This is a genomic window from Sphingobacterium sp. DR205 (assembly GCF_011064245.1).
Classification (GTDB): Bacteria; Bacteroidota; Bacteroidia; order Sphingobacteriales; family Sphingobacteriaceae; genus Sphingobacterium; species Sphingobacterium athyrii.
Map to the genome: position 1 here is coordinate 6,104,339 of NZ_CP049333.1, position 21,086 is coordinate 6,125,424.

General features: G+C 40.2%; 19 protein-coding genes. 13 read left to right on the plus strand and 6 right to left on the minus strand.

Annotated features, from left to right (window positions below; genetic code table 11):
• The first annotated feature begins 10 nt into the window (after positions 1 to 10).
• Together yidC and G6053_RS26015 are read left to right on the plus strand one after the other, a co-directional pair.
• Complete coding sequence (yidC, locus tag G6053_RS26010) at positions 11 to 1,834, plus strand: membrane protein insertase YidC (protein ID WP_165309064.1); 1,824 nt, start codon at positions 11 to 13, stop codon at positions 1,832 to 1,834.
• 121 nt (positions 1,835 to 1,955) lie between these two features.
• On the plus strand, positions 1,956 to 2,738 hold the full coding sequence (locus G6053_RS26015; RefSeq protein WP_165309065.1) for an META domain-containing protein: 783 nt from the start codon (positions 1,956 to 1,958) through the stop codon (positions 2,736 to 2,738).
• Positions 2,739 to 2,831: 93 nt separating this feature from the next.
• Here the strand turns inward: G6053_RS26015 and G6053_RS26020 are convergent, their stop codons facing one another.
• On the minus strand, positions 2,832 to 4,190 hold the full coding sequence (locus G6053_RS26020) for an acyl-CoA dehydrogenase family protein (RefSeq protein WP_165309066.1): 1,359 nt from the start codon (positions 4,188 to 4,190) through the stop codon (positions 2,832 to 2,834).
• Positions 4,191 to 4,529: 339 nt separating this feature from the next.
• Between G6053_RS26020 and G6053_RS26025 the strand changes: the two genes are divergently transcribed.
• The 4 genes from G6053_RS26025 to G6053_RS26040 all read left to right on the plus strand — a co-directional run bounded on the left by G6053_RS26025 (position 4,530) and on the right by G6053_RS26040 (position 7,231).
• A complete protein-coding gene (locus G6053_RS26025) occupies positions 4,530 to 4,754 on the plus strand; it encodes a hypothetical protein (protein WP_108636752.1) in 225 nt (74 codons plus the stop codon).
• Positions 4,755 to 4,905: 151 nt separating this feature from the next.
• A complete protein-coding gene (locus tag G6053_RS26030; RefSeq protein ID WP_108636751.1) occupies positions 4,906 to 5,130 on the plus strand; it encodes a hypothetical protein in 225 nt (74 codons plus the stop codon).
• Positions 5,131 to 5,254: 124 nt separating this feature from the next.
• Entirely contained in the window at positions 5,255 to 6,604 is a 1,350-nt protein-coding gene (gene purB / locus G6053_RS26035; RefSeq protein WP_108636750.1) for an adenylosuccinate lyase, read from the plus strand.
• A gap of 72 nt (positions 6,605 to 6,676) precedes the next feature.
• On the plus strand, positions 6,677 to 7,231 hold the full coding sequence (locus tag G6053_RS26040; protein WP_108636749.1) for a NifU family protein: 555 nt from the start codon (positions 6,677 to 6,679) through the stop codon (positions 7,229 to 7,231).
• 112 nt (positions 7,232 to 7,343) lie between these two features.
• Here the strand turns inward: G6053_RS26040 and G6053_RS26045 are convergent, their stop codons facing one another.
• Positions 7,344 to 9,761: a glycoside hydrolase family 3 N-terminal domain-containing protein gene (locus G6053_RS26045; protein WP_165309067.1), complete on the minus strand. Its 2,418-nt coding sequence runs from the start codon at positions 9,759 to 9,761 to the stop codon at positions 7,344 to 7,346.
• Positions 9,762 to 9,949: 188 nt separating this feature from the next.
• Between G6053_RS26045 and G6053_RS26050 the strand changes: the two genes are divergently transcribed.
• The 7 genes from G6053_RS26050 to G6053_RS26080 all read left to right on the plus strand — a co-directional run bounded on the left by G6053_RS26050 (position 9,950) and on the right by G6053_RS26080 (position 15,884).
• Positions 9,950 to 10,798 carry a transketolase gene (locus G6053_RS26050; protein ID WP_108636747.1) on the plus strand — a complete coding sequence of 283 codons (849 nt, stop codon included), beginning with the start codon at positions 9,950 to 9,952 and terminating at the stop codon, positions 10,796 to 10,798.
• 2 nt (positions 10,799 to 10,800) lie between these two features.
• Positions 10,801 to 11,754: a transketolase C-terminal domain-containing protein gene (locus tag G6053_RS26055; RefSeq protein WP_104385685.1), complete on the plus strand. Its 954-nt coding sequence runs from the start codon at positions 10,801 to 10,803 to the stop codon at positions 11,752 to 11,754.
• A 21-nt stretch (positions 11,755 to 11,775) separates the two neighbouring features.
• On the plus strand, positions 11,776 to 12,321 hold the full coding sequence (locus G6053_RS26060; RefSeq protein WP_108636746.1) for an RNA polymerase sigma factor: 546 nt from the start codon (positions 11,776 to 11,778) through the stop codon (positions 12,319 to 12,321).
• Positions 12,322 to 12,354: 33 nt separating this feature from the next.
• On the plus strand, positions 12,355 to 13,419 hold the full coding sequence (locus tag G6053_RS26065; RefSeq protein WP_108636745.1) for a hypothetical protein: 1,065 nt from the start codon (positions 12,355 to 12,357) through the stop codon (positions 13,417 to 13,419).
• Entirely contained in the window at positions 13,419 to 13,838 is a 420-nt protein-coding gene (locus G6053_RS26070) for a hypothetical protein (protein WP_241254843.1), read from the plus strand. The genes G6053_RS26065 and G6053_RS26070 overlap by 1 nt, the downstream gene beginning before the upstream one ends.
• 61 nt (positions 13,839 to 13,899) lie before the next feature.
• Complete coding sequence (locus G6053_RS26075) at positions 13,900 to 15,096, plus strand: aspartate aminotransferase family protein (RefSeq protein WP_108636744.1); 1,197 nt, start codon at positions 13,900 to 13,902, stop codon at positions 15,094 to 15,096.
• Positions 15,097 to 15,122: 26 nt separating this feature from the next.
• The gene (locus tag G6053_RS26080) at positions 15,123 to 15,884 is read left to right on the plus strand and encodes an SGNH/GDSL hydrolase family protein (protein ID WP_108636743.1); all 762 of its coding nucleotides are present in this window, start codon (positions 15,123 to 15,125) and stop codon (positions 15,882 to 15,884) included.
• Between the two features lie 67 nt (positions 15,885 to 15,951).
• On the opposite strand, the gene G6053_RS26085 is transcribed toward G6053_RS26080, so the two are convergent.
• The 4 genes from G6053_RS26085 to G6053_RS26100 all read right to left on the minus strand — a co-directional run bounded on the left by G6053_RS26085 (position 15,952) and on the right by G6053_RS26100 (position 21,005).
• On the minus strand, positions 15,952 to 17,148 hold the full coding sequence (locus tag G6053_RS26085; protein WP_165309068.1) for an MFS transporter: 1,197 nt from the start codon (positions 17,146 to 17,148) through the stop codon (positions 15,952 to 15,954).
• A gap of 55 nt (positions 17,149 to 17,203) precedes the next feature.
• Positions 17,204 to 18,391, minus strand: coding sequence for a class I SAM-dependent rRNA methyltransferase (locus G6053_RS26090; protein WP_108636741.1), 1,188 nt, complete (start codon positions 18,389 to 18,391; stop codon positions 17,204 to 17,206).
• A 239-nt stretch (positions 18,392 to 18,630) separates the two neighbouring features.
• Positions 18,631 to 19,938, minus strand: coding sequence for a threonine synthase (gene thrC, locus G6053_RS26095; protein WP_165309069.1), 1,308 nt, complete (start codon positions 19,936 to 19,938; stop codon positions 18,631 to 18,633).
• A 128-nt stretch (positions 19,939 to 20,066) separates the two neighbouring features.
• Positions 20,067 to 21,005, minus strand: coding sequence for a homoserine kinase (locus G6053_RS26100; RefSeq protein ID WP_165309746.1), 939 nt, complete (start codon positions 21,003 to 21,005; stop codon positions 20,067 to 20,069).
• Positions 21,006 to 21,086: the final 81 nt, after the last annotated feature.

The window sequence follows — 21,086 nt, forward strand, 5'->3', positions numbered from 1 at the left end:
GTTATTAAAGATGGATAGAAATACCCTAATTGGTTTGGTCCTGATGTTTGCCATCATCACTGGTTCATTTTACCTGATGAAGCCTTCAGAATCAGAAATCAAACAAGAACAAGCGCGACAGGAGGCTAAAGCTCAGGCTGCAAAAGGACAACCTGCAACAAGTGACTCTACCGCAAAAGCTAAAACAGCGCAAACAGCAGTGATTGCAGATTCAGCTGAACTGAAAAAACCTTTTGGTGCATCAAAATTTGGAACTGAAAAAATCATTACACTTGAAAATGATGCCATCATTGCCAAAATCAGCACAAAAGGTGGTAAAGTGAAATCAGTCGAACTCAAAGGTGAAAAGAATTTCAATGGAAAACCTTTGATGCTTTTTGACGGTGAAGATAATAAGTTTGGTTTCCTCTTCAATGCAGCAGGACAGAACGTCTCGACAAACGATTTATTCTTTAATACTGAATCTTCGGACATTCAGGTTTCCGGCGAAGGAAAACAATCAGTAAAATTCAAACTGAATTACAGTGCCGATCAATATATTGAGTATGTATATTCTATTGCCGGAAAAGGTTACAATGTAGCTCTTAATGTCAATACAAAAGGTATTCAAAACCTGATCCCACAGAGTCAAAAAACATTGACATTGAACTGGAGTACCGTTCTTAGACAAAAAGAACAGAATATTGAATCTGAGAGACAAAAATCTACCCTTTATTATCAAGAAGATAACAAGGTAGACCATTTGTCAGAATCGAAGGATGATGATGAAGCACTGGAAAAGAAAGTACAATGGATTGCTTTTAAGCAACATTATTTCTCCAATATCCTAAATGCCAAAGATGGATTCGTTAACGCGAAAATCGATGTAAAACATGCGACGGAAGGTGATGTCATAAAATTTTACAACACCAACGCTGAATTGGCTTTTGACAACCATAAAGACAATAATTATTCATTGAACTTCTTTTTTGGGCCAAATCAATACAATGTATTAAAAGCAGAAGGAAATGACTACCAATCCATTATCAACATGGGCTGGGGACCTATGCGCTGGATCAATCAATGGATCACCGTGCCTGCATTTAACTTTTTGGATGGTTTCCATATGAGCTATGGTATTGTCATCTTGTTACTTACATTATTGTTAAAACTGGTTCTTTCACCAATGACTTACAAGTCATACGTATCCATGGCTAAAATGCGGGTATTAAAGCCGCAGTTGGATGAGATCAAAGCGAAAGTCGGTGAAGACAATCAAATGTTGATGCAACAGGAGCAGATGAAGTTGTATAAACAGGTCGGCGTGAATCCACTCGGAGGCTGTTTGCCTCTTGTACTTCAAATGCCATTTACAATTGCTTTCTTCTATTTCTTTCCAAATTTATTTGAATTGAGAGGACAGAGCTTCTTGTTTATGAAGGATATGTCTACCTATGACACCTTGTTTACATTTGCACCTATCTTTGGATCATTCAACCACATCTCTTTGATGTGTATTTTGATGACCCTAACAACATTGTTGACCACTTGGTATAACAATGCGACTTCGGGCGCAACTGGTCAAATGAAATACATGGGTTATATCATGCCTTTGATCTTCTTCTTTGTCTTGAATAGCTTCCCTGCTGGTTTGAACTATTACTATTTTTTAAGTGCATTATTTACGTTCTTGACACAGTTAGTAATCCGTTCAATGGTAAATGACGATAAAATCTTAGCTAAACTGGAGGAAAATAAAAAGAATCCTAAAGCTGAAAAGAAGTCTAGCTTCCAAGCTAAAATGGAAGAAATGATGCGTGCTCAGCAACAAGCACAACAAAACAAAAATAAATAGTACAATTTATATAGCTGATAAATAAGGCTTCCCAATGGGAAGCCTTATTTTGTTAAGTGCCTTTTGTAGCGCTTTGCCAAACCAAACGTTAGAAATAGTGTTTTATATAAAAATTTAAAAGATGAGATTTAGAAACATTTTGGTATTGATGATGGCTGTTCTAGCGCTGACAAGTTGCGCAGTATCGAAAAAGAATTCAGACAAACAAGACACGGACAATACATCTGCCCTTCTTACTGGAAAAAAATGGCAATTAATAGAAGTCGGTGGGAAAGCGGTCGCCGCCCAGGTCAATGGCAAAGTTCCTTTCCTCAAACTGGAAGAAAAAAGATACAGCGCCAGCGGTGGTTGTAACGGCATAGGTGGTGAACTTACTTTTTCTGCCAATGGAAAAATCAAATTCGCACAGGGAATGTCAACGATGATGGCGTGCCCGGATATGTCCATCGAGCAAGCTTTATCCAAAGCATTGATCACAGCAGACAACTATACCATTAACAATGGTATCCTCAGTTTAAATAAAGCAAGAATGGCTCCCTTAGCAAAATTTAAATTATTGGAGGAAAAGCAAAATTTAAGCGGAACCTGGGAGCTCGATTACATTTCCGGGCCACGTATCGCTTTTGAGGGATTATATCCGAATCGTAAACCAACGATGACATTCAACACTGCAGATGGCAAGATAAATGGAAATAGCAGTTGCAACAATTACAACGCTACTTTTAAGACAAACGGGCATCAAATCAGTTTTGGACCGATCATGTCTACAAAAATGGCTTGTGAGGGTAGCGGCGAAGCGACTTTCTTTTCTACATTAGAAAAAGTAAACAGCTACGATGTCAGTGAAAATACACTGACTTTTATCATGAGTGATATTGCCATTATGAGATTTAAGCGCAAATAGAATAAAAAAGATAAGGCGCTGGAATTAACAGCGCCTTATCTTTTTTTATTCATTACAGCCTTCTCTCGCTCCCATCAGGATTTGGCAAACGTTTTAAACAAAGGCACTAAATCCAGTGATACTTCGTCCAACAATAAGCGAATTAATTTCTTTGGTCCCTTCATAAGAATAAATAGCTTCGGCATCGGCAAGGAATCTGGCGACATTATATTCCAATAAAATGCCATTCCCCCCCATGACTTCCCTCGCCTTAGATACAATATCTCTCGTACGCAATGAACAGAAGACCTTAGCAAGTGAAGCATGTTCATCCCGCAGCTGCCCTGCATCCTGGAGTTCAGAAAGCCTAAAGACGAGCGTTTGCATAGCCGTAAGGTTAGAAAGCATTTCGACCAAATGATTTTGGATCAACTGAAAAGACGCAATAGGTTTACCAAATTGTTTTCTTTTGCGTGTATAATCCAGCGCATTTTCATAAGCTCCACGCGCGCAGCCTACTGCCATCCATGCCACTCCCGCGCGCGTCATCTGAAGTACTTTGCCCGTATCTTTAAAAGAATTGGCATTTTGCAGTCGATCTGCCTCGGAAACGATACAATTATCTAAGGTAATCAATCCATTCTGAACAATCCGCAGAGCCATTTTATCCTTGATTTTTTCAACTGAAAAACCGGGATTGTCTTTACGGATAATAAAACCTTTCACCTCACCATCATCCAGATCTCTTGCCCAGACAATCGTGATATCAGAAAAGGTCGAATTGCCAATCCATTTCTTCTGACCATTCAACAGCCATCCCTCGTCAGTCTTCTTACAAGTTGTTGTCAAACCGCCCGCGACTCCAGAACCGACTTCTGGCTCGGTAAGACCAAAAGCACCAATTACTTCCATCTTTTGCATTCTTGGCAGCCACTCTTGCTTTTGTTCTTCTGATCCACAGATATAAATCGAACCCATGGCCAAACCACTCTGTACACCAAAAAAAGTAGCGACTGAAGCATCTACCCGAGCAATCTCCGCAGCAATAATGCCTTCCATCAGCGAACTTCCGCCCATACATCCATATCCTTCATAAGTATACCCGCAGATATTTAAGGCGGCTAGTTTTGGTACAATTTCAAAAGGAAATTCGTCCCTTAACCAATATTTATTGACAATAGGCTTTACCTCCTCCTCCATAAACTCACGTACCCTTAGTTGAAGTTGGCGGTCTGATCCATTTAATTTGCTATCCATATCGTAGAAATCTCCATTGATAGGGGGCAATTCTTTTTTCTGATTACCGGCATTCAGCATCTTCATTAAACCATGGAGCTGCTTATCGTCCATCTTCGAGACCGCATCCATGACAGCGCCTAGATCTACCTTTTTCGAGATTTCCTCCAATTTGCCAAAGTCTATTGATTTTGCCAAATCCATTATATTCTTAACTTTATCAAACATAATCGTCATTCTTTTTTAGAGCGTTTCCTCATAAATTAATAAAAATAATTGAAAATTGTTTGTGCAAACGATCAGCAAGTAACACCCTGCTTTCCTATTTTTACCCGTATCCTATATAACTCTCCAAACAAGAATATCGAACCATTCGTTTGTGCCTTTTTTAATTTCTAGCCCATAGATCAGTTAAAAAGGACTAATTTGAAGATTATTTTTTACAAATAAAAAACTAAATTTCAGGCAGTTATATCTTTTAAAAAAAATATATTTTTTTGAAGGGTTACCTTTTTGGGTTCGGTGTATTAAGAGATGAAAAAGAAAATATTTCAATTTAAATTAGAAAATTAGAAAATGAAAAACGCATTAAAATTCGGTTTCTTAGGTTTAGCTTTAACTGTAGCTTTCGCATCTTGTAACAACACTGAGAAAAAAGCTGAAGGTGCTGCTGATTCAGCATCTGCTTTAGTTGACTCTGCTGCTAACACTTTAGATTCAGCTAAAACTACTGTAGATTCAGCTGCTGCTAAAGTTGATTCAGCTGCTACTAAAGTTGATTCAGCTGCTACTAAAAAATAATTTTAGAAACTGAATAACGTATTCGAAGAGGCTTTTCGCAAGAGAAGCCTCTTTTTTTAAAAAAAATATTGAAGAGCAGGGTTACCTTTTTCATTTACCGGTATCAAGTCTTAAATAACAAGATTTAGAAATTACTTTTAATTTTAATAAAATGAAAAACGCATTCAAATTAGGTTTCTTAGGATTGGCTTTAACTGTAGCCTTCGCTTCATGTGGTGAAACTGGTAAAAAAACTGACGCAGCTACTGATTCAGCTAACACTGCTTTAGACTCAGCTAACACTGCTTTAGATTCAGCTAATACTGCTGTTGATTCAGCTAAAACTGCTGTAGACTCAGCTAAAACTGCTGTTGACTCAACTAAAGCTGCTCACTAATTCTTCGAAACAGAATTTTAACAGTATAAAAGCCTCCCGTTAACGGAGGCTTTTTCTATATCTATCCCAATTAAATTGCTAAGCTCCAAGCATTTTTTTACCTTTGCCAAAAATCATTCAATCTATGGCTTTATCATCCTTAACAGCAGTTACGCCTATTGACGGACGCTATTACAATAACACCAATGAACTTGCGGCTTTTTTCTCTGAATTTGCCTTAATAAAATATCGGGTACGCGTCGAAGTCGAATATTTTATAGCGTTAAGCGAATCAGGAATCGCTCAGTTGCAACATTTCGATAAAACGTTGAACGAAAAATTAAGAGATATCTATCGAAATTTTTCTGAAGAAGATGCAATCTGGATCAAGAATACCGAAAAAGTTACCAATCATGATGTTAAAGCTGTTGAATATTTTTTAAAAGATCAATTTGAAAAACTGGGCTTGCAGGATTATCTTGAATTTATTCACTTTGGCTTAACATCTCAGGATATCAACAACACAGCCATTCCACTTTCCTGGAAAGAGGCTATCAAAGAATGTTATACACCGGTCATTGATGAATTGCTCCATGAATTAAGGTCTTTGGCAACCTCTTGGTCTGACATTCCTATGCTCGCCCGTACCCACGGACAACCTGCATCTCCAACTCGCTTAGGTAAAGAACTTTATGTTTTTGTCGAACGTATTGAGCGTCAGCTACAGCTTTTACATACCGTACCGTATTCAGCAAAGTTTGGTGGGGCAACGGGTAATTTCAATGCTCATCATGTAGCTTATCCAGAAACCAACTGGATTGACTTCGGTAATAACTTTGTCAATACTATCTTGGGATTGGATCGTTCACAAACCACGACCCAAATTGAGCACTATGACAATTTTGCCGCAAGCTGTGATGCATTAAAACGAGTCAATAATATTATCATCGATCTGTGCCGTGATATATGGACTTATATCTCCATGGAATATTTTAAGCAAAAAATCACTGCCGGTCAAATTGGCTCTTCTGCAATGCCACACAAAGTCAATCCAATCGACTTTGAAAATGCAGAAGGAAATTTAGGCATTGCCAATGCTATATTTGAACATTTAGCGGCCAAATTACCGATTTCACGTCTTCAAAGGGACTTAACAGATTCAACTGTGTTACGTAATATCGGTGTTCCATTTGCACATACCTTAATTGCGGTAAAATCGACATTGAGAGGTTTACGTAAATTAATATTGAATGAACAGGCCTTAGCGAATGATCTTGAAAATAATTGGGCTGTTGTTGCCGAAGCGTTACAAACAATCTTGCGCAGGGAAGGTTATCCAAAACCTTATGAAGCACTGAAAGATCTCACACGCACCAATACACAGGTGACCAAAGAGACCATTGCATCGTTTGTGGACAATCTCAATGTTTCTGAAGAGGTAAAAGCGGAATTAAAAGCAATCAGCCCTTCTAATTACACAGGTGTCACTTTATAAGCTTTGACTTATAGATGACCTTAACAACGCTTCTTTTGATATATCTTTGTTTGGAATAAAAATAAAATTTAAATGGCTACTATCAACGTATATACAGAATCTACTCCCAATCCTTCAACCATGAAGTTTTTGGTCAATAAATTATTGATCAACGGTAGTGTGGATTTTCCAAATAAAGAAGCTGCACAAGATTCACCTTTCGCACAGGAGTTGTTCAAATTCAATTTTGTAAACGGTGTATTCTTCGCAAGCAATTTTGTGACCATTACCAAAACAGAAGATGCGGAATGGGAAGATATTGAAGCCTTATTGAAAGACTTTGTAAAAGGTGCTGTTGAATCTGAGCTTGCAGTAAAAGCTGTGCATCATGATTCAGAAGTAAACTTTGAAGGCACAGAAACAGAAGTAAAAATTCAACAGGTATTACATGATTATGTACGGCCAGCTGTTGAACAGGATGGCGGTGCCATTCATTACAAATCCTTCAACGAAGGTATCGTAACTGTTGAATTAAAGGGATCCTGTAGTGGTTGCCCTTCATCAACGATTACGTTAAAAGCTGGTATCGAAGGTTTATTAAAACGTATGGTTCCGGGTGTAACGGAAGTCGTTGCAGAAGCAATGTAGGAACTCATACCAACCAATAGTAAATAGAAAATGGATCCGGCACATGTACCGGATCCATTTTCTATTTTTAGAGCGATTTGATATCTCTATTGATGCAAGCACAACGACATCACTAATTGACGACATCAAAAGAATCTCTCAACGGCAGATTAGCGGATGAATTTCCGATAAAGATTTCAAATCTTCCCGGCTCTACAGTCCACTTGTTATATTGATCCAACAACTCTAGATGTGCCGGTAAAATTGAAAACTGAACAGACTTTTTCTCACCAGGATTCAATTCGATTTTTTCGAAACCACGCAGATCCATCTCGTAAGTTGTAACGGAAGAAACCACATCTTTGACATATAGTTGAACGACCTCCGCTCCCTTTCTTTTTCCGATATTTTGTACATCTACCGTAACAGTCAACGAGTCTGTTGGTCGTATTTGCTTTTTATTCAGCCGCAAATTTGAAAATTGAAAGTCGGTATAACTTAAGCCATAACCAAAAGGATAAAGGAATCCAACAACCCGACTATTTCCCCAGCCATTGGGTCCCACACCGGGTTGCCCCGCCTGTGCCGCGGGTTTGGTCGGGAAATTCATTTCGATCTGTCCAACAGATTTAGGAAAAGAAATCGGAAGCTTTCCGCTCGGATTATACTCACCAAATAACATATCTGCCACAACATGTCCAGATTGACCACTGAGAAACCAGCTCTCCACAATCGCAGGCAAGTATTTATTTTCCCAATTGATGGATAACGGTCTTCCATTTACGAGTACCAGAATGATAGGCCTTCTGGTTTCTTTTAACTTCATCAAATAATCACGCTGTTTACCGGGCAGATTGAGATCTGAGCGAGATCGGCTTTCACCAACTTCACGTTCTGATTCGCCCATGACGGCGATAATTAGATCTGATTCCTGCCCAAGGCGGACACCTGTGGTCATACTTTCAATTTCCTCGTTCGACAGATCCGTTGGTATAATTTCACTTTCAGGCCAGTTTTTATCGACAACATCCACCCCTTTCGTATAGTTTACCTGCAGTGCTTTGTCCTTGGCATATGCTATAATACCATCCTTAATAGTTGTTATTGGATTATTGGATGGACCATAGCGACTTGTCGTGTAATTTGTTGCCTCGGCCATGGGGCCTGTGACCAAAATCCGCTTGTATTTATTGATATCAATAGGAAGGAGATCCTGTTCATTTTTTAGCAAAACAATGGATTCCCTGTTCACCTGCAGCGAAATATTTTCGTCGGCTTGGGTATGGACTTTCTGATCCGCTAAGTTGGTATTGTCGACAAGCGGATGATCAAATAGTCCCAGTTTAAACTTGACCGTCAGCACTTCTCGAACACGTTGATTCAATACATTCATGTCTAGTCCACCTTCGTCGATAAGTTCCATCAAGGGAGTCAGGTAAGTGTTCGGCGGATCGAAATTCGTCCGGACATTAAGTCCGCCTTCCAATGCTTGCCGTATGGCGTCTTTATAATCTGTGGCAACATGATGTTTACTGCTAATAAATTCGAGCGCTTCGCTATCGGAAACGATATAACCTTCAAATCCATAATCCTTCCGCAACAAATCTTGCAGGAAATATTTACTTGAAGAAACTGGAACACCATCATAGTCGTTGTAACTGCTCATGATCCCCAGCGGCTTAGCCTCTTTAACCACTCTTTTAAAAGGATATAAATGGAGTTCATGCATTTCACGAAATCCAACGTGCGGATCTGTCCGTGCGTTTCCGTCCCGCCCACCCTTAGGTACGGAATAAACGGCATAATGTTTCAGGGTTGAAGCAATGCCGTTTTGCTGAATACCCAATACAGCTTGTTTCCCCATTTCAGCAATATGAAAGGGATTTTCACCATAAGTTTCCACTACGCGTCCCCAGCGCGGATCGCGAGAAACATCGAGGATAGGCGCATAGACATTGGTATATCCTAAGTATTTAGCTTCTCTTCCGACGATCTCACCAGCGGTTCTAACCAATTTTGTATTCCAGGTACTTCCGATATTGATCGGTGCCGGTAATGGTGTCGCCCTATCATGGTTTAGACCATGTATCCCTTCATTCGTAAAATCAACAGGGATCCCCAGGCGAGTATGTTCAATAAACCACTTTTGCACATTATTCAAAGCGACAGCATGACGACTGAAGGGATAGGAAAAAGAACTTTTTGCGGACTTATTATAGGCTAAGCTGTTTAACATTTCATCAATATTGGCCAATCCATGCTTCCATATTTCCTTGTCCCAGGCGGCGGCAGGCTGTTCATCCTTCAAAACTCGTCCATACCCATAGAGGGTAACGGTTTGATTAGCCTTTTCCTGGGTAGTCATCTGGCTCAATAAATCATCTACGCGACTCGCTATGGGTTGTTTGGAATCCTCATAGACATCCTTTTTACCGTTTTTATTGAAATCGATCCAATCTTGATGATAAATGGCTTTATCCTGAGCGAAAGAATAGAATTGTAATGCGGAAAATGCAGCAACAAGCAATAAGCGTTTAGAATGACAGGGCATTATCTTGAAAATTGTGGGTTTTATAATTAAAAGCAAGGTACAAAAAAAGTCAACATCAAAAAGTTAAAAGTTGAAATGGGGGCAGTCCACAGGTCAGGGGCTGATCAAAATAAAGAAATTCACTTTTTAACAAGCATCTAGCTTAAAAATAGTTAACTTTACGACCAATTGTGAAACCAACAAAAAAAATGAGTGCAGATATTAACAAACTAGAACAAATTGCATCACAAGTAAGACGTGATATCGTACGTATGGTACACGCTTGTCAATCAGGACACCCAGGTGGTTCATTAGGTTGTACAGATTACTTTGTGGCGCTTTATTTCAATGCAATGAAACGTAATCCTTCCTTTGATATGGACGGAAAAGGTGAAGATTTATTCTTCTTGTCAAACGGACACATTTCACCTGTATTTTACAGTACATTGGCACGTGCGGGGTATTTTGAAGTAAGCGAACTGGCAACATTCAGAAAAATCAATTCTAGACTACAAGGTCACCCAACGACACACGAAGGCCTTCCGGGCATCCGTATTGCGTCAGGATCTTTGGGTCAGGGATTATCCGTTGCTATTGGAGCCGCACAGGCAAAAAGATTGAATAAAGACAATAATCTAGTTTATGTATTAATGGGTGATGGTGAATTGCAGGAAGGCCAAGTTTGGGAAGCCGCAATGTATGCGCCGCACAACAAAATTGACAACTTGATTGCTACAGTTGATTACAATAATGCACAGATCGATGGATCTACAGATCAGGTACTGTCATTAGGCGATCTTCGTGCTAAATGGGAAGCTTTTGGCTGGGATGTGATGGAAGTGACTAAAGGAAACGATATGGCTTCAGTAGTTGCTGGCTTAGCAGAAGCAAAATCACGTACCGGAAAAGGTAAACCAGTGATTATCTTATTGCACACAGAGATGGGAAAAGGTGTTGATTTCATGATGGGTTCTCATAAATGGCACGGTGTTGCTCCAAATGACGAACAATTGGCGTCGGCATTGAATCAACTTACTGAAACTTTAGGAGATTACTAGAAATGAAAAAATATACTTACACAGAGTCAAAAGATACACGTTCAGGTTTTGGGGCTGGTTTATTGGAAGCTGGAAAACAAAACGAAAATGTAGTAGCATTATGTGCTGATTTGATCGGATCATTGAAAATGAACGATTTTATCAAAGAATTCCCAGAGCGCTTTTTCCAAATCGGTATTGCTGAGGCAAACATGATGGGTATCGCTGCTGGACTTACTATCGGTGGTAAAGTTCCTTTCACAGGTACATTTGCCAACTTCTCTACGGGCCGTGTTTATGACCAAATCCGTCAATCTATTGCATATTCAGATAAGAATGTGAAAATTGCCGCTTCTCATGCTGGATTAACCTTAGGTGAAGATGGTGCAACACACCAGATTTTGGAAGACATTGGATTGATGAAAATGTTACCCGGAATGACTGTAATTAACCCTTGCGACTTCAACCAAACAAAAGCGGCTACTATTGCGGCAGCAAAATTTGAAGGTCCGGTTTATTTACGCTTCGGCCGTCCGGTAGTTCCTAACTTCACACCTGCGGATCAGGAATTTGTCATCGGAAAAGCGATCCTATTAAATGAAGGCACAGATGTAACCATCATCGCTACAGGTCACTTGGTATGGGAAGCCATTCAAGCAGGAGAAAAATTAGCTGAATTGGGCATCAGTGCCGAGATCATCAATATCCATACCATCAAACCGTTGGATGAGGAAGCGATTTTGAAATCTGTTGCAAAAACAAAATGTGTCGTGACTGCTGAAGAACACAACCGTCTAGGCGGATTGGGGGACAGCGTTGCACAGGTATTGGCAAAAGAATTACCTAGCCCACAAGAGTATGTAGCCGTAAATGACAGCTTTGGAGAATCAGGTACTCCAGCACAACTTATGGAGAAATATGGTTTGAACGCAGACGCTATCGTTGCTGCTGCTCAAAAGGTAATCAAAAGAAAATAAGAAAACTACACAGGTCAATATATGGATGACGCTTTAATTATAGCAAAATTCGCCGAAGAAAATACGCGAGAAGAAGCTTTCCGTTTATTGTTGAAAAAATATCAACAAAAGATTTATTGGCATGTGCGAAGAATGGTAATCGATCATGATGATGCAGATGATGTCGTGCAGGATATTTTCGTCAAAGTATGGAAGAACCTTGGTAACTTTCGTGAAGATTCACAATTGTACACCTGGCTATATCGGATCGCAACAAATGAATGTATTACATTCTTAAATAAAAAAAAGCAAAAGCAGAACGTGTCGTTGGACGACGACACGACTGCTTATTTAGCAGAAACACTTGCTGATGGCAATTACTTTAATGGCGACAAAGCGCAAATGAAATTGCAACAGGCTTTATTGACATTGCCCGAGAAACAGAAATTGGTTTTCAACATGAAATATTTTGAAGATATGAAGTATGAAGAGATTTCGGAAGTACTGGGTACAAGTGTTGGAGCGTTAAAAGCCTCCTATCATTTGGCCGTAAAAAAAATAGAGTCTTTTTTTAATAACCACGATTAAACCTTTTAGCCCAACTAGGCTCTAATAGATACTATGAAGGAAAATAGCACATATCATGATGGGCTGGAGTTTAATCATCTTCCAGAATCATTGCGTAAAAATCCTTTTGCCGTGCCTGAAAATTATTTCAGTGATTTGGAATCTAAAATAATAGGGCAAGTCAAATGGATGGAATGCAAGGATGAATCTGTATTTGAGGTTCCTGAAGGATACTTTGATTCACTCCCAGATCTCGTGCTGAGCAAAATAGCGGAGGATTCCCTCAAAAACAAGGTCACTTTGGAGGGCTTTACTATTCCTGAACAATATGCTGCGATATTAACAGAAGATATCTTTCATCGAATTTCAGAAGAAAACTTAAAAGAAAAAATCCAATCGGATGGCTTTACGGTGCCAACAGGTTATTTTCAAACGCTTGAGCAAAATATCACTACAACTCTTGCAGAAACAGAATTAAAGGATATTGTTGCAACAGATGGCTTTGCTGTTCCTGTAAATTATCAGCTAGATCTTGAAGCAGCTATTTTAGCCCGTATTACTGAAGAAAAATTGAAGGAGGCTGTACCAACAGAGGGTTTTGAAGTTCCTGTAAATTATCATTCAGATCTTGAAGCAACTATTTTAGCCCGTGTTACTGAAGAAAAATTAAAAGATGCCATTCCCGCGGCAGGTTTTGATATTCCCTCTCATTATTTTGATAATCTTTCAGATAAGATTATTGGCGCTATTCAGGAAGCTGAACAAGAAAGAGATTCAACGCCTATCCATCACTTAGGGAAACCAAAAAAATGGTATGCTAGATATGCCGTAGCAGCATCGTTCACAGCTATGTTAGGCCTTGGGGGGTATTGGGGATACCAATACCAGCAACAAAATGCTTTTGCTCAAGAGCAAGATAACTTAGCCGAAGAACAGTTGAGTCAACATTTATCTGAAATACCAAAGCAGGAAATTATTAATTATCTTTCTGCTTCTGCTTCAGGGGATGACATTATATATATGTCCCAATATACGGATGAAACAAATCTTCCGACAAAAGGATTTGGCACTAATATATCTAAACAAGAGATAGAAGATTATCTAAACTATACCTTATAATGATGTTCAACAAAAAAAACATATGGATAACATTGTTCTTTAGTATATTTTCTATTGCCTTGGGCTTTGCACAAGACAAAAATCGTTTCCAAGCTATTGAAAATGAAAAAATAGCTTACATCACTAAAGAACTAGATTTGACTCCCAAAGAAGCACAGCAATTTTTTCCGCTGTATAATGAATATAGCCAGACGTTATGGGATATCCGGAAAGAAAAATTAAATGGTGCTCCTAAAAACAGTTTTAGAGGTGGATCGAGGGATGTATTACAGTATGATGCCAAAGAGGTACAGATAAAAAAAGAGTACCGCTCAAAATTTGCCAAAGTAATAGGCAATGCCCGGGCTTCACAATTCTTTGAAGTAGAGCAGGAGTTCAGGGAACATCTCTATAAATCTTTAAAAAATAGGGGTAGATAATCCCGAAAATAAAAAAGAAGTCTTAAAGACTTCTTTTTTATTTTCGGACATTTGTAAAATCATGTTAAGCAATAGAGAATTATTTTTAATGAACACCGCTCAGACCTCTAGCTCACCTAGATTGGTTGAAGTGGTTAAGGCCGAAGGGGTTTACCTATATGGGCCTAATGGAGAGGAGTATATGGATCTTGTCTCCGGATTTAATGTGAGCAATATTGGGCATCGTCACCCCAAGGTGCTCGAAGCCATAAAGACTCAACTCGATCAGTATTTGCATGTCACTGTCTATGGTGAATTTGTTCAGGCGCCACAAGTCCTGTTTGCAACAGAATTATTAGCAGAATTACCTTCAAATTTTCAATCGGTATACCTGACCAACAGTGGTGCAGAAGCTGTAGAAGGGTCTATGAAAATAGCTAAGAAGTATACCGGACGAAGGCAAATTATCGCAGCCAAGAAGGCTTATCATGGTAGTACACAAGGTGCTCTTAGTCTTATCGGGAACGATGAATACCGTCAGGCCTATGCCCCACTCCTTCCGGAAATAGACTTTATTACGTTTAATGATCCCGGGGACTTAGCGAATATTACAGATAAAACTGCAGCCGTCATCCTAGAAGCCATTCAAGGGGAAGCTGGCGTCAGAGTTCCTGATATAGCCTATATGCAAGCGGTAAGAAAACGTTGTGATGAGACAGGCACACTACTCATATTTGATGAAATCCAGACTGGTTTTGGTCGTACAGGAAAACTGTTTGCCTTCGAACATTTCGGTATTGTACCTGATATACTGATGTTGGCCAAAGGCATTGGTGGCGGTATGCCATTGGGCGCCTTTGTTGCCGCTAAAGAAGTAATGGATGTCATTAAAGACAATCCGATGTTGGGTCATATCACCACATTCGGAGGCCATCCTGTAAGTTGCGCCGCTGCACGTGCATCGCTTGCTGTAATTAAATCGGAGAAGTTGGTAGAACAGGTAGCTTACAAGGCTAATTTATTTCGTAAAAAACTCAGCCATCCGGCAATCAGAGAAATCCGTGGACTAGGACTTATGATGTGCTTACAATTGGACAGCTTTGAGCAAGTCTATAGTGTCAGTAAGTATTGTGCTGAACAGGGAGTGATGATCGACTGGTACCTTCATTGTGAAACGGCACTTCGTGTAGCCCCACCGTTGACCATTACCGAAGCTGAAATAGAAAAAGCCTGTAACATCATTGTAAAAGGTTTAGAAAAATATGCTAAAAGTATGTAACTTTAAAGCATAACAAAAACCTAATAATGAGCACAAACCGCAGATCATTTATCAAAAAAAGCATAATTGGTGCCGGTCTTTTGACTGGTGCTAATTTATTGGACAACGAAGCTTACGCCTATGGAGACAGCTTCAAATCTTCAAAAATAAGTTTGAATGATGGAGACGTCATCCTATTTCAGGGCGACTCCATTACGGATGTGGGCCGCGATAGGGATAACAGAAAAGCCAATGACACCAACGCCTTGGGGCGCGGTTATGCTTTATTGGCTGCAAGCGAACTATTGAATAAATATGCCGCAAAGAATCTAAAAATTTACAATACCGGAATCAGCGGCAATCGTGTTCCCGACCTTCAAAAACGCTGGGCAGAGGATACTTTAGCAATCAAACCAACCGTATTGAGTATCTTAATCGGTGTAAATGATTTTTGGCGAACCATAGACCGTGGAGCCAAAACAACTGTTGAAGAATATAAATCCCAATACCAACAATTGTTGCAAGAGACCTTGCAGAAACTTCCGAATGTTAAACTGATAATTGGAGAACCTTTTGCCGTAAAAGGTGTTGGCCATATCACAGATGCCTGGTATCCCAAATTTTTAGCCTATCAGGAGACTGCACGTGAAATCGCAAAAGAATTCAATGCGATACTCCTCCCCTATCAGAAAATCTTTGATAACGCACAAAAGACAGCTCCGGGAGCCTATTGGGCAGCGGATGGTGTACACCCTACGCTAGCAGGAGCACAAATGATGGCAACAGCCTGGATGGATTGCATCAAATAATATAAACAAGAGAAGAGGGCGGATATTTTGGCAATATCCGCCCTCTTATTTATTATTAAATCGTATACTAAATCTCTTTGTAAGGGGTCTTTTGTAAGTCTGGAAGAAAATAAGCGACGATACCTATCAAGGGTAAATATGAACACAGGTGATAAATAAACTCGATGGAGGTATGATCTGCCTGCCAACCGAGAACGGCAGATCCTATCCCGCCCATGCCGAATGCAAAACCATAAAATAGCCCCGAAACCATTCCTAGCTTTTTAGGCAGTAATTCCTGCGCATAGACTATAATGGCTGGAAAGGCCGAAGACAATATCAGTCCGATAATGACAATCAGTATTCCGGTCATGGTTAGACCAACGTAGGGTAAAGCCAATGCAAAAGGTGCTACACCTAAAACCGAAAACCAAATTACATATTTCCTGCCAAAACGATCCCCGAAAGCTCCACCGAGCAAGGTACCAACCGCAACAGCTATCAGAAAGTAAAACAGGTACACCTGTGCTTCAACTTCATTTATCCCAAATTTTTTCATGGTATAAAACTGAAAATAGTTTGTAATACTGGCGATATAGAAATACTTTGACACGATCAACAACAGTAGAATAACAACGGTAGTCACAATACGTGAATTGGGTAGATCCGGTACACGAATAACTCTTTTTGTCGTTCTGGAAACATTTGCAAGCCTACGTTTATACCAAGTACCAATATAATAGGAGATAAACTGACCAACAATGGTAAATAAACACATCCAGGCGATGGCCTGTTGACCGCGAGGTAAGACCAGAAAAGCAACGATAATAGGTGCCAAAGCCGTACCTGCATTTCCGCCGATTTGAAATATAGACTGAGCCATACTGCGTCTGCCACCCGAAGCCATATAGGCTACCCGCGAAGATTCAGGGTGAAAAATCGAGGAACCAATACCTACCAGGAAAACGGAAAACAAGATCCATGCATATGTATGTGCCTGGGAAAAGAGCAACATGCCCACAAGGGAAAAGGACATACCGATAATCTGCGAATATGGCACAGGGCGCTTATCGGTAAAAGACCCTACAACAGGCTGAAAAATTGACGCAGCAATCTGATACACCAATGTAATCATCCCAACCTGTGAAAAACTCAGGTGATGCTCTTCTTTTAATAAAGGGTAGGTCGCAGGGATTACAGCCTGAATAAGATCATTCAGCAGGTGCACCATACTCACGGCAAACAAAATAGAAAAAATAGGTCTGGTTTCTTTTTCTCTGATCATGATTTCGCTTAAATTAAAAAGGTCGATTCATTCAAATCAACCTATATATCTGCATTTATATTACACGTACCAACAATCCTTTGAGGTATTCACCTTCTGGAAAGGAGGCCCGTACAGGGTGATCCTCTGGCTGGTGGAATTGTCTAATAAATTGTATTTCTTTGCCTGCATCCAATGCTGCCCATGCTAGTACTTGCTTAAAGGTATCCATATCCATTGCGCCAGAGCAAGAAAAGGTCGCTAATAATCCACCGCTATTCAGCAGCATTAAGCCCCTACGGTTTAAATCTTTATAAGCCCGTGACGCACGATCCAAAGCTGACCGGGAAGGCGCATATTTAGGTGGATCCAGGACAATCAGATCGAATTTTTCTCCTTCATCCATAAACTTGCGCAATTGCTTATTGACGTCGGACAATATTGCTTTATGCCGACTTGGCTCAAATCCGTTTTCGATAACATTTTTTTCCAACGTTTCAATGGCCAATGCCGAACTATCCACCGAAACGACTTGACTTGCTCCAGCTTTTAAGCTGTTCAATGTGAATCCACCAGAATAGCAGAAACAATCCAATACACGTTTATTGGCGACATATCCTGCGGTCAACAATCTATTTTCCCGCTGGTCACAGTAAAATCCCGACTTTTGTCCGTCAATAATATTTACTTTATAATGAAGGCCGTTTTCGATAACGTCTACAAATTCAGGCGGCAACTCTCCAGACAAAAGACCATTTGTATCAGGTAAACCTTCATGTTCACGGGATTTTAGATCGCTCCGTTCGTAGATACCTGTAGGATCGAGTAGGGTATTTAATTCTGCGATAATAATATCTTTAACCTTCTCTACCCCTACCGAATGAACTTGAATGGAAATAAAATCAGCATACTTATCAACGATTAATCCAGGCAGAAAATCTGCTTCCGCAAAAATGAGGCGGACCGTGTTCGTCATACCATCCTGGAGTAAATGCTCTCTCGCCGCTACCGCCTTTTGAATACGGGTACGCCACCAATCCGCATCAATCTGAGCGTTTGGATTCCATTCCAATAAACGAATGGCTACCCGGGAACTATTGTGAAATAATCCATATGCGATAAACTCTCGCTCGGCATTGTATACGCCAACAACTTCGCCATCTTCTATCTTATCGGACAATGATTTAATTGCTCCAGAAAATACCCAAGGATGCAATTGCCAGGCAGCTTTATCCTTACCCTTATTCAAATAAACTGATTTCATTACTGCAAAATTAACTTATTATTTCGACATCCAAATGAAACATACGATATAAAAAGCCTAAGTAATAAAACCAGCGAATACCCAAGTGTTAAACGACAAAAGCTAGTTTATAAAAACACTATCCAGAAAGTGAAAGCGAAGTTCTTAAGAATTAAACATTTGGAAAGAGATCGTAAGAGGATTTACGAGTAAAATAAAAAAAAGGAGGAGTCCAATCTTCTGGACATCCCCCTCCGCGTTTAGTTATGGTTGATTAGATATCTTTTGAACGCTTCGAAGTCTACCGCCAAAGGTTCCGCTAGTTTTTCTTTTCCTTGCAACGCTTCTGCACCGTCCGGCAATGCAATTTTTGCGAACACTTCAGCATCTATCGCATCCGGGAATTTGCAGGGATGTGCTGTAGATAAGAATACCGAGGCGTAATGACCCGGATTTTCTTTAGCATAAGCTTTCGCACCAAGCCAAGCAATCGCCGTATGTGGACAGGCAATGTAATTTGCTTCTTGCACGAGTCTATCCATCCCAACTTTTGTTTCTTTATCAGTAAAGGTATAGGAAGAAAGCATTGCTTTTAGCTCTGCAAGATTACCTGCAAAAAGATCCTGAATCCGCACCCAATTGCTTGGGTTTCCCACATCCATGGCATTACTCAATGTCTGGACAGAAGGTTTGGGTTCGTATTGTCCTGAAACAAGAAATCTCGGTACGGTATCGTTGACATTTGTCGCTGCCACAAAATGTTTGACAGGAAGTCCCATTTTGTAAGCTAACAAACCTGCGCCAATATTTCCAAAATTACCACTTGGCACAGTAAATACGACTTCATTGATGCCTTGGGATTTCAGTTGGGCATAAGCATAAAAATAGTAGAAGGTTTGCGGGATCAATCGGGCAATATTGATTGAATTGGCAGATGTCAATCGCAATGTTTGATTGAGCCCTTCATCATTAAACGCCTGTTTCACGAGCGCCTGACAATCGTCAAATGTACCATCGACCTCAAGGGCACGTATATTTTGCCCGTTTGTTGTCAACTGTAGCTCTTGTACCTCGGAAACTTTGCCCTTGGGATATAATATGGTCACACGAGTCCCCTCTACTCCCAAGAAACCTAATGCCACAGCTCCTCCAGTATCGCCTGAAGTTGCGACGAGCACATCCAGCAATTTATCATCAGCTTTAGAAAAGTATCCCATAATACGGCTCATAAATCGAGCTCCAAAATCCTTAAAAGCATAAGAAGGTCCATGAAATAGCTCTAGTACAGCTGTACTATCGGTCAGGAATTTTACGGGTGCATCAAAATTAATCGCTTCATTGACGATTTTCCTCAAATCCGGCTTAGGAATATCACTCCCTAAAAGTGTCGAGGCTACCTCCAACGCAATTTCCTGCAAAGAATATTGTTGGATATTTTTGATGAATAAAGGGTCCAGCTGCGGTATTTGTTCAGGCATATACAACCCTTTATCCGCTGGCAATGAATTAAATACGGCATCTTTGAAAGAGACAGCCAATGTTCTATTATTTGTACTGTAAAACTTCATCTTTTAATATTTACTTTAACATACATCTATACTGAATACGGTCCCCTTGTATATGAAACAGTGGTCATACGATCAGTCAGGCGCCACCTTCCATGTACTATTTTTATAAACACGGTATGGCAAAATTTTTATTTTAATACTCTCGGTCCTTCTATATTTACTTTTGAGACGTAGCCAAAGCTGTCAATTTCATTTTCCTTGAGATGAGCCTGGATGCTGTCTGCAATCTTTTTGGCGATCTGCTCATCCCGTGTCATTGCAACGACCGAGGGGCCTGAACCTGATATACCAAAGCTCAGAGCTCCATGCTGTAGTGCGATTTCCTTCATTTCATAAAACTGCGGAATCAATATCGCACGCGTGGGCTCTATAAGAATATCCTTCATGCTCCGGGAAATCAGATCATAATCTTCTTTAAATAAAGCCGCTACCAATCCGGCAATATTGCCCCATTGCGTCACAGCATCTTTTAATAAGACTTTATCTTTGATTAATTGTCGTGCGTCACGTGTAGGGACATCGACCTGTGGAAACACCACTGCTGCCACTAATTCCTTCGGTGAAGGAATAGAAACAACATCCAAAGGCTCATTGCCCCTGATTAACGTTATACCTCCATAAAGTGCCGGCGCAACATTATCGGCATGACCGGTACCACAGGCTAATCGCTCCCCCTCGACACAGAACGGTAACAATTCTTCTTTCGTTAATGGGTTGCCAAGCATAACATTGATCGCAAAAAGTCCGGCCACCGTACTCGCCGCACTGGAGCCCAAACCCGATCCGATTGGCATGTGCTTGTGCAATTCAATTTCGACACCGACTTTCGACGCAATATTTAGCGCTTGCAACAGGTACTGAACACAAGCAGACACGGTGTTTTTACTGGGGTCGAGCGGGAGTCTACCATCATCTCCTGTGATCTCTTTTATGGTCACTCCGGGCTGCTGTTTGCGCCGCATGATAACTTCATCTCCCGGCTGCTCCACCGCAAAACCCAGTATATCAAAACCACAGATCATATTCGCAACAGTTGCAGGAGCAAATACCCGAACTTCCGGCAGCATCTTGTCCAAATCGATGACTTTACCTTTTAGATATTCTACATTTAAATTATTAGCCATTACTTCAATCGTTATTTACTTCAA

Coding starts and splice junctions, on each gene's coding strand:
- G6053_RS26020 (WP_165309066.1), bottom strand. CDS start 4,190: ATGACGATTATGTTTGATAAAGTTAAGAATATAATGGATTTGGCAAAA.
- thrC (WP_165309069.1), bottom strand. CDS start 19,938: ATGAAGTTTTACAGTACAAATAATAGAACATTGGCTGTCTCTTTCAAA.
- G6053_RS26055 (WP_104385685.1), top strand. CDS start 10,801: ATGAAAAAATATACTTACACAGAGTCAAAAGATACACGTTCAGGTTTT.
- yidC (WP_165309064.1), top strand. CDS start 11: ATGGATAGAAATACCCTAATTGGTTTGGTCCTGATGTTTGCCATCATC.
- G6053_RS26070 (WP_241254843.1), top strand. CDS start 13,419: ATGATGTTCAACAAAAAAAACATATGGATAACATTGTTCTTTAGTATA.
- G6053_RS26025 (WP_108636752.1), top strand. CDS start 4,530: ATGAAAAACGCATTAAAATTCGGTTTCTTAGGTTTAGCTTTAACTGTA.
- G6053_RS26080 (WP_108636743.1), top strand. CDS start 15,123: ATGAGCACAAACCGCAGATCATTTATCAAAAAAAGCATAATTGGTGCC.
- G6053_RS26050 (WP_108636747.1), top strand. CDS start 9,950: ATGAGTGCAGATATTAACAAACTAGAACAAATTGCATCACAAGTAAGA.
- G6053_RS26060 (WP_108636746.1), top strand. CDS start 11,776: ATGGATGACGCTTTAATTATAGCAAAATTCGCCGAAGAAAATACGCGA.
- G6053_RS26030 (WP_108636751.1), top strand. CDS start 4,906: ATGAAAAACGCATTCAAATTAGGTTTCTTAGGATTGGCTTTAACTGTA.
- G6053_RS26040 (WP_108636749.1), top strand. CDS start 6,677: ATGGCTACTATCAACGTATATACAGAATCTACTCCCAATCCTTCAACC.
- G6053_RS26100 (WP_165309746.1), bottom strand. CDS start 21,005: ATGCTGCCGGAAGTTCGGGTATTTGCTCCTGCAACTGTTGCGAATATG.
- G6053_RS26015 (WP_165309065.1), top strand. CDS start 1,956: ATGAGATTTAGAAACATTTTGGTATTGATGATGGCTGTTCTAGCGCTG.
- purB (WP_108636750.1), top strand. CDS start 5,255: ATGGCTTTATCATCCTTAACAGCAGTTACGCCTATTGACGGACGCTAT.
- G6053_RS26090 (WP_108636741.1), bottom strand. CDS start 18,391: ATGAAATCAGTTTATTTGAATAAGGGTAAGGATAAAGCTGCCTGGCAA.
- G6053_RS26075 (WP_108636744.1), top strand. CDS start 13,900: ATGTTAAGCAATAGAGAATTATTTTTAATGAACACCGCTCAGACCTCT.
- G6053_RS26065 (WP_108636745.1), top strand. CDS start 12,355: ATGAAGGAAAATAGCACATATCATGATGGGCTGGAGTTTAATCATCTT.
- G6053_RS26085 (WP_165309068.1), bottom strand. CDS start 17,148: ATGATCAGAGAAAAAGAAACCAGACCTATTTTTTCTATTTTGTTTGCC.
- G6053_RS26045 (WP_165309067.1), bottom strand. CDS start 9,761: ATGCCCTGTCATTCTAAACGCTTATTGCTTGTTGCTGCATTTTCCGCA.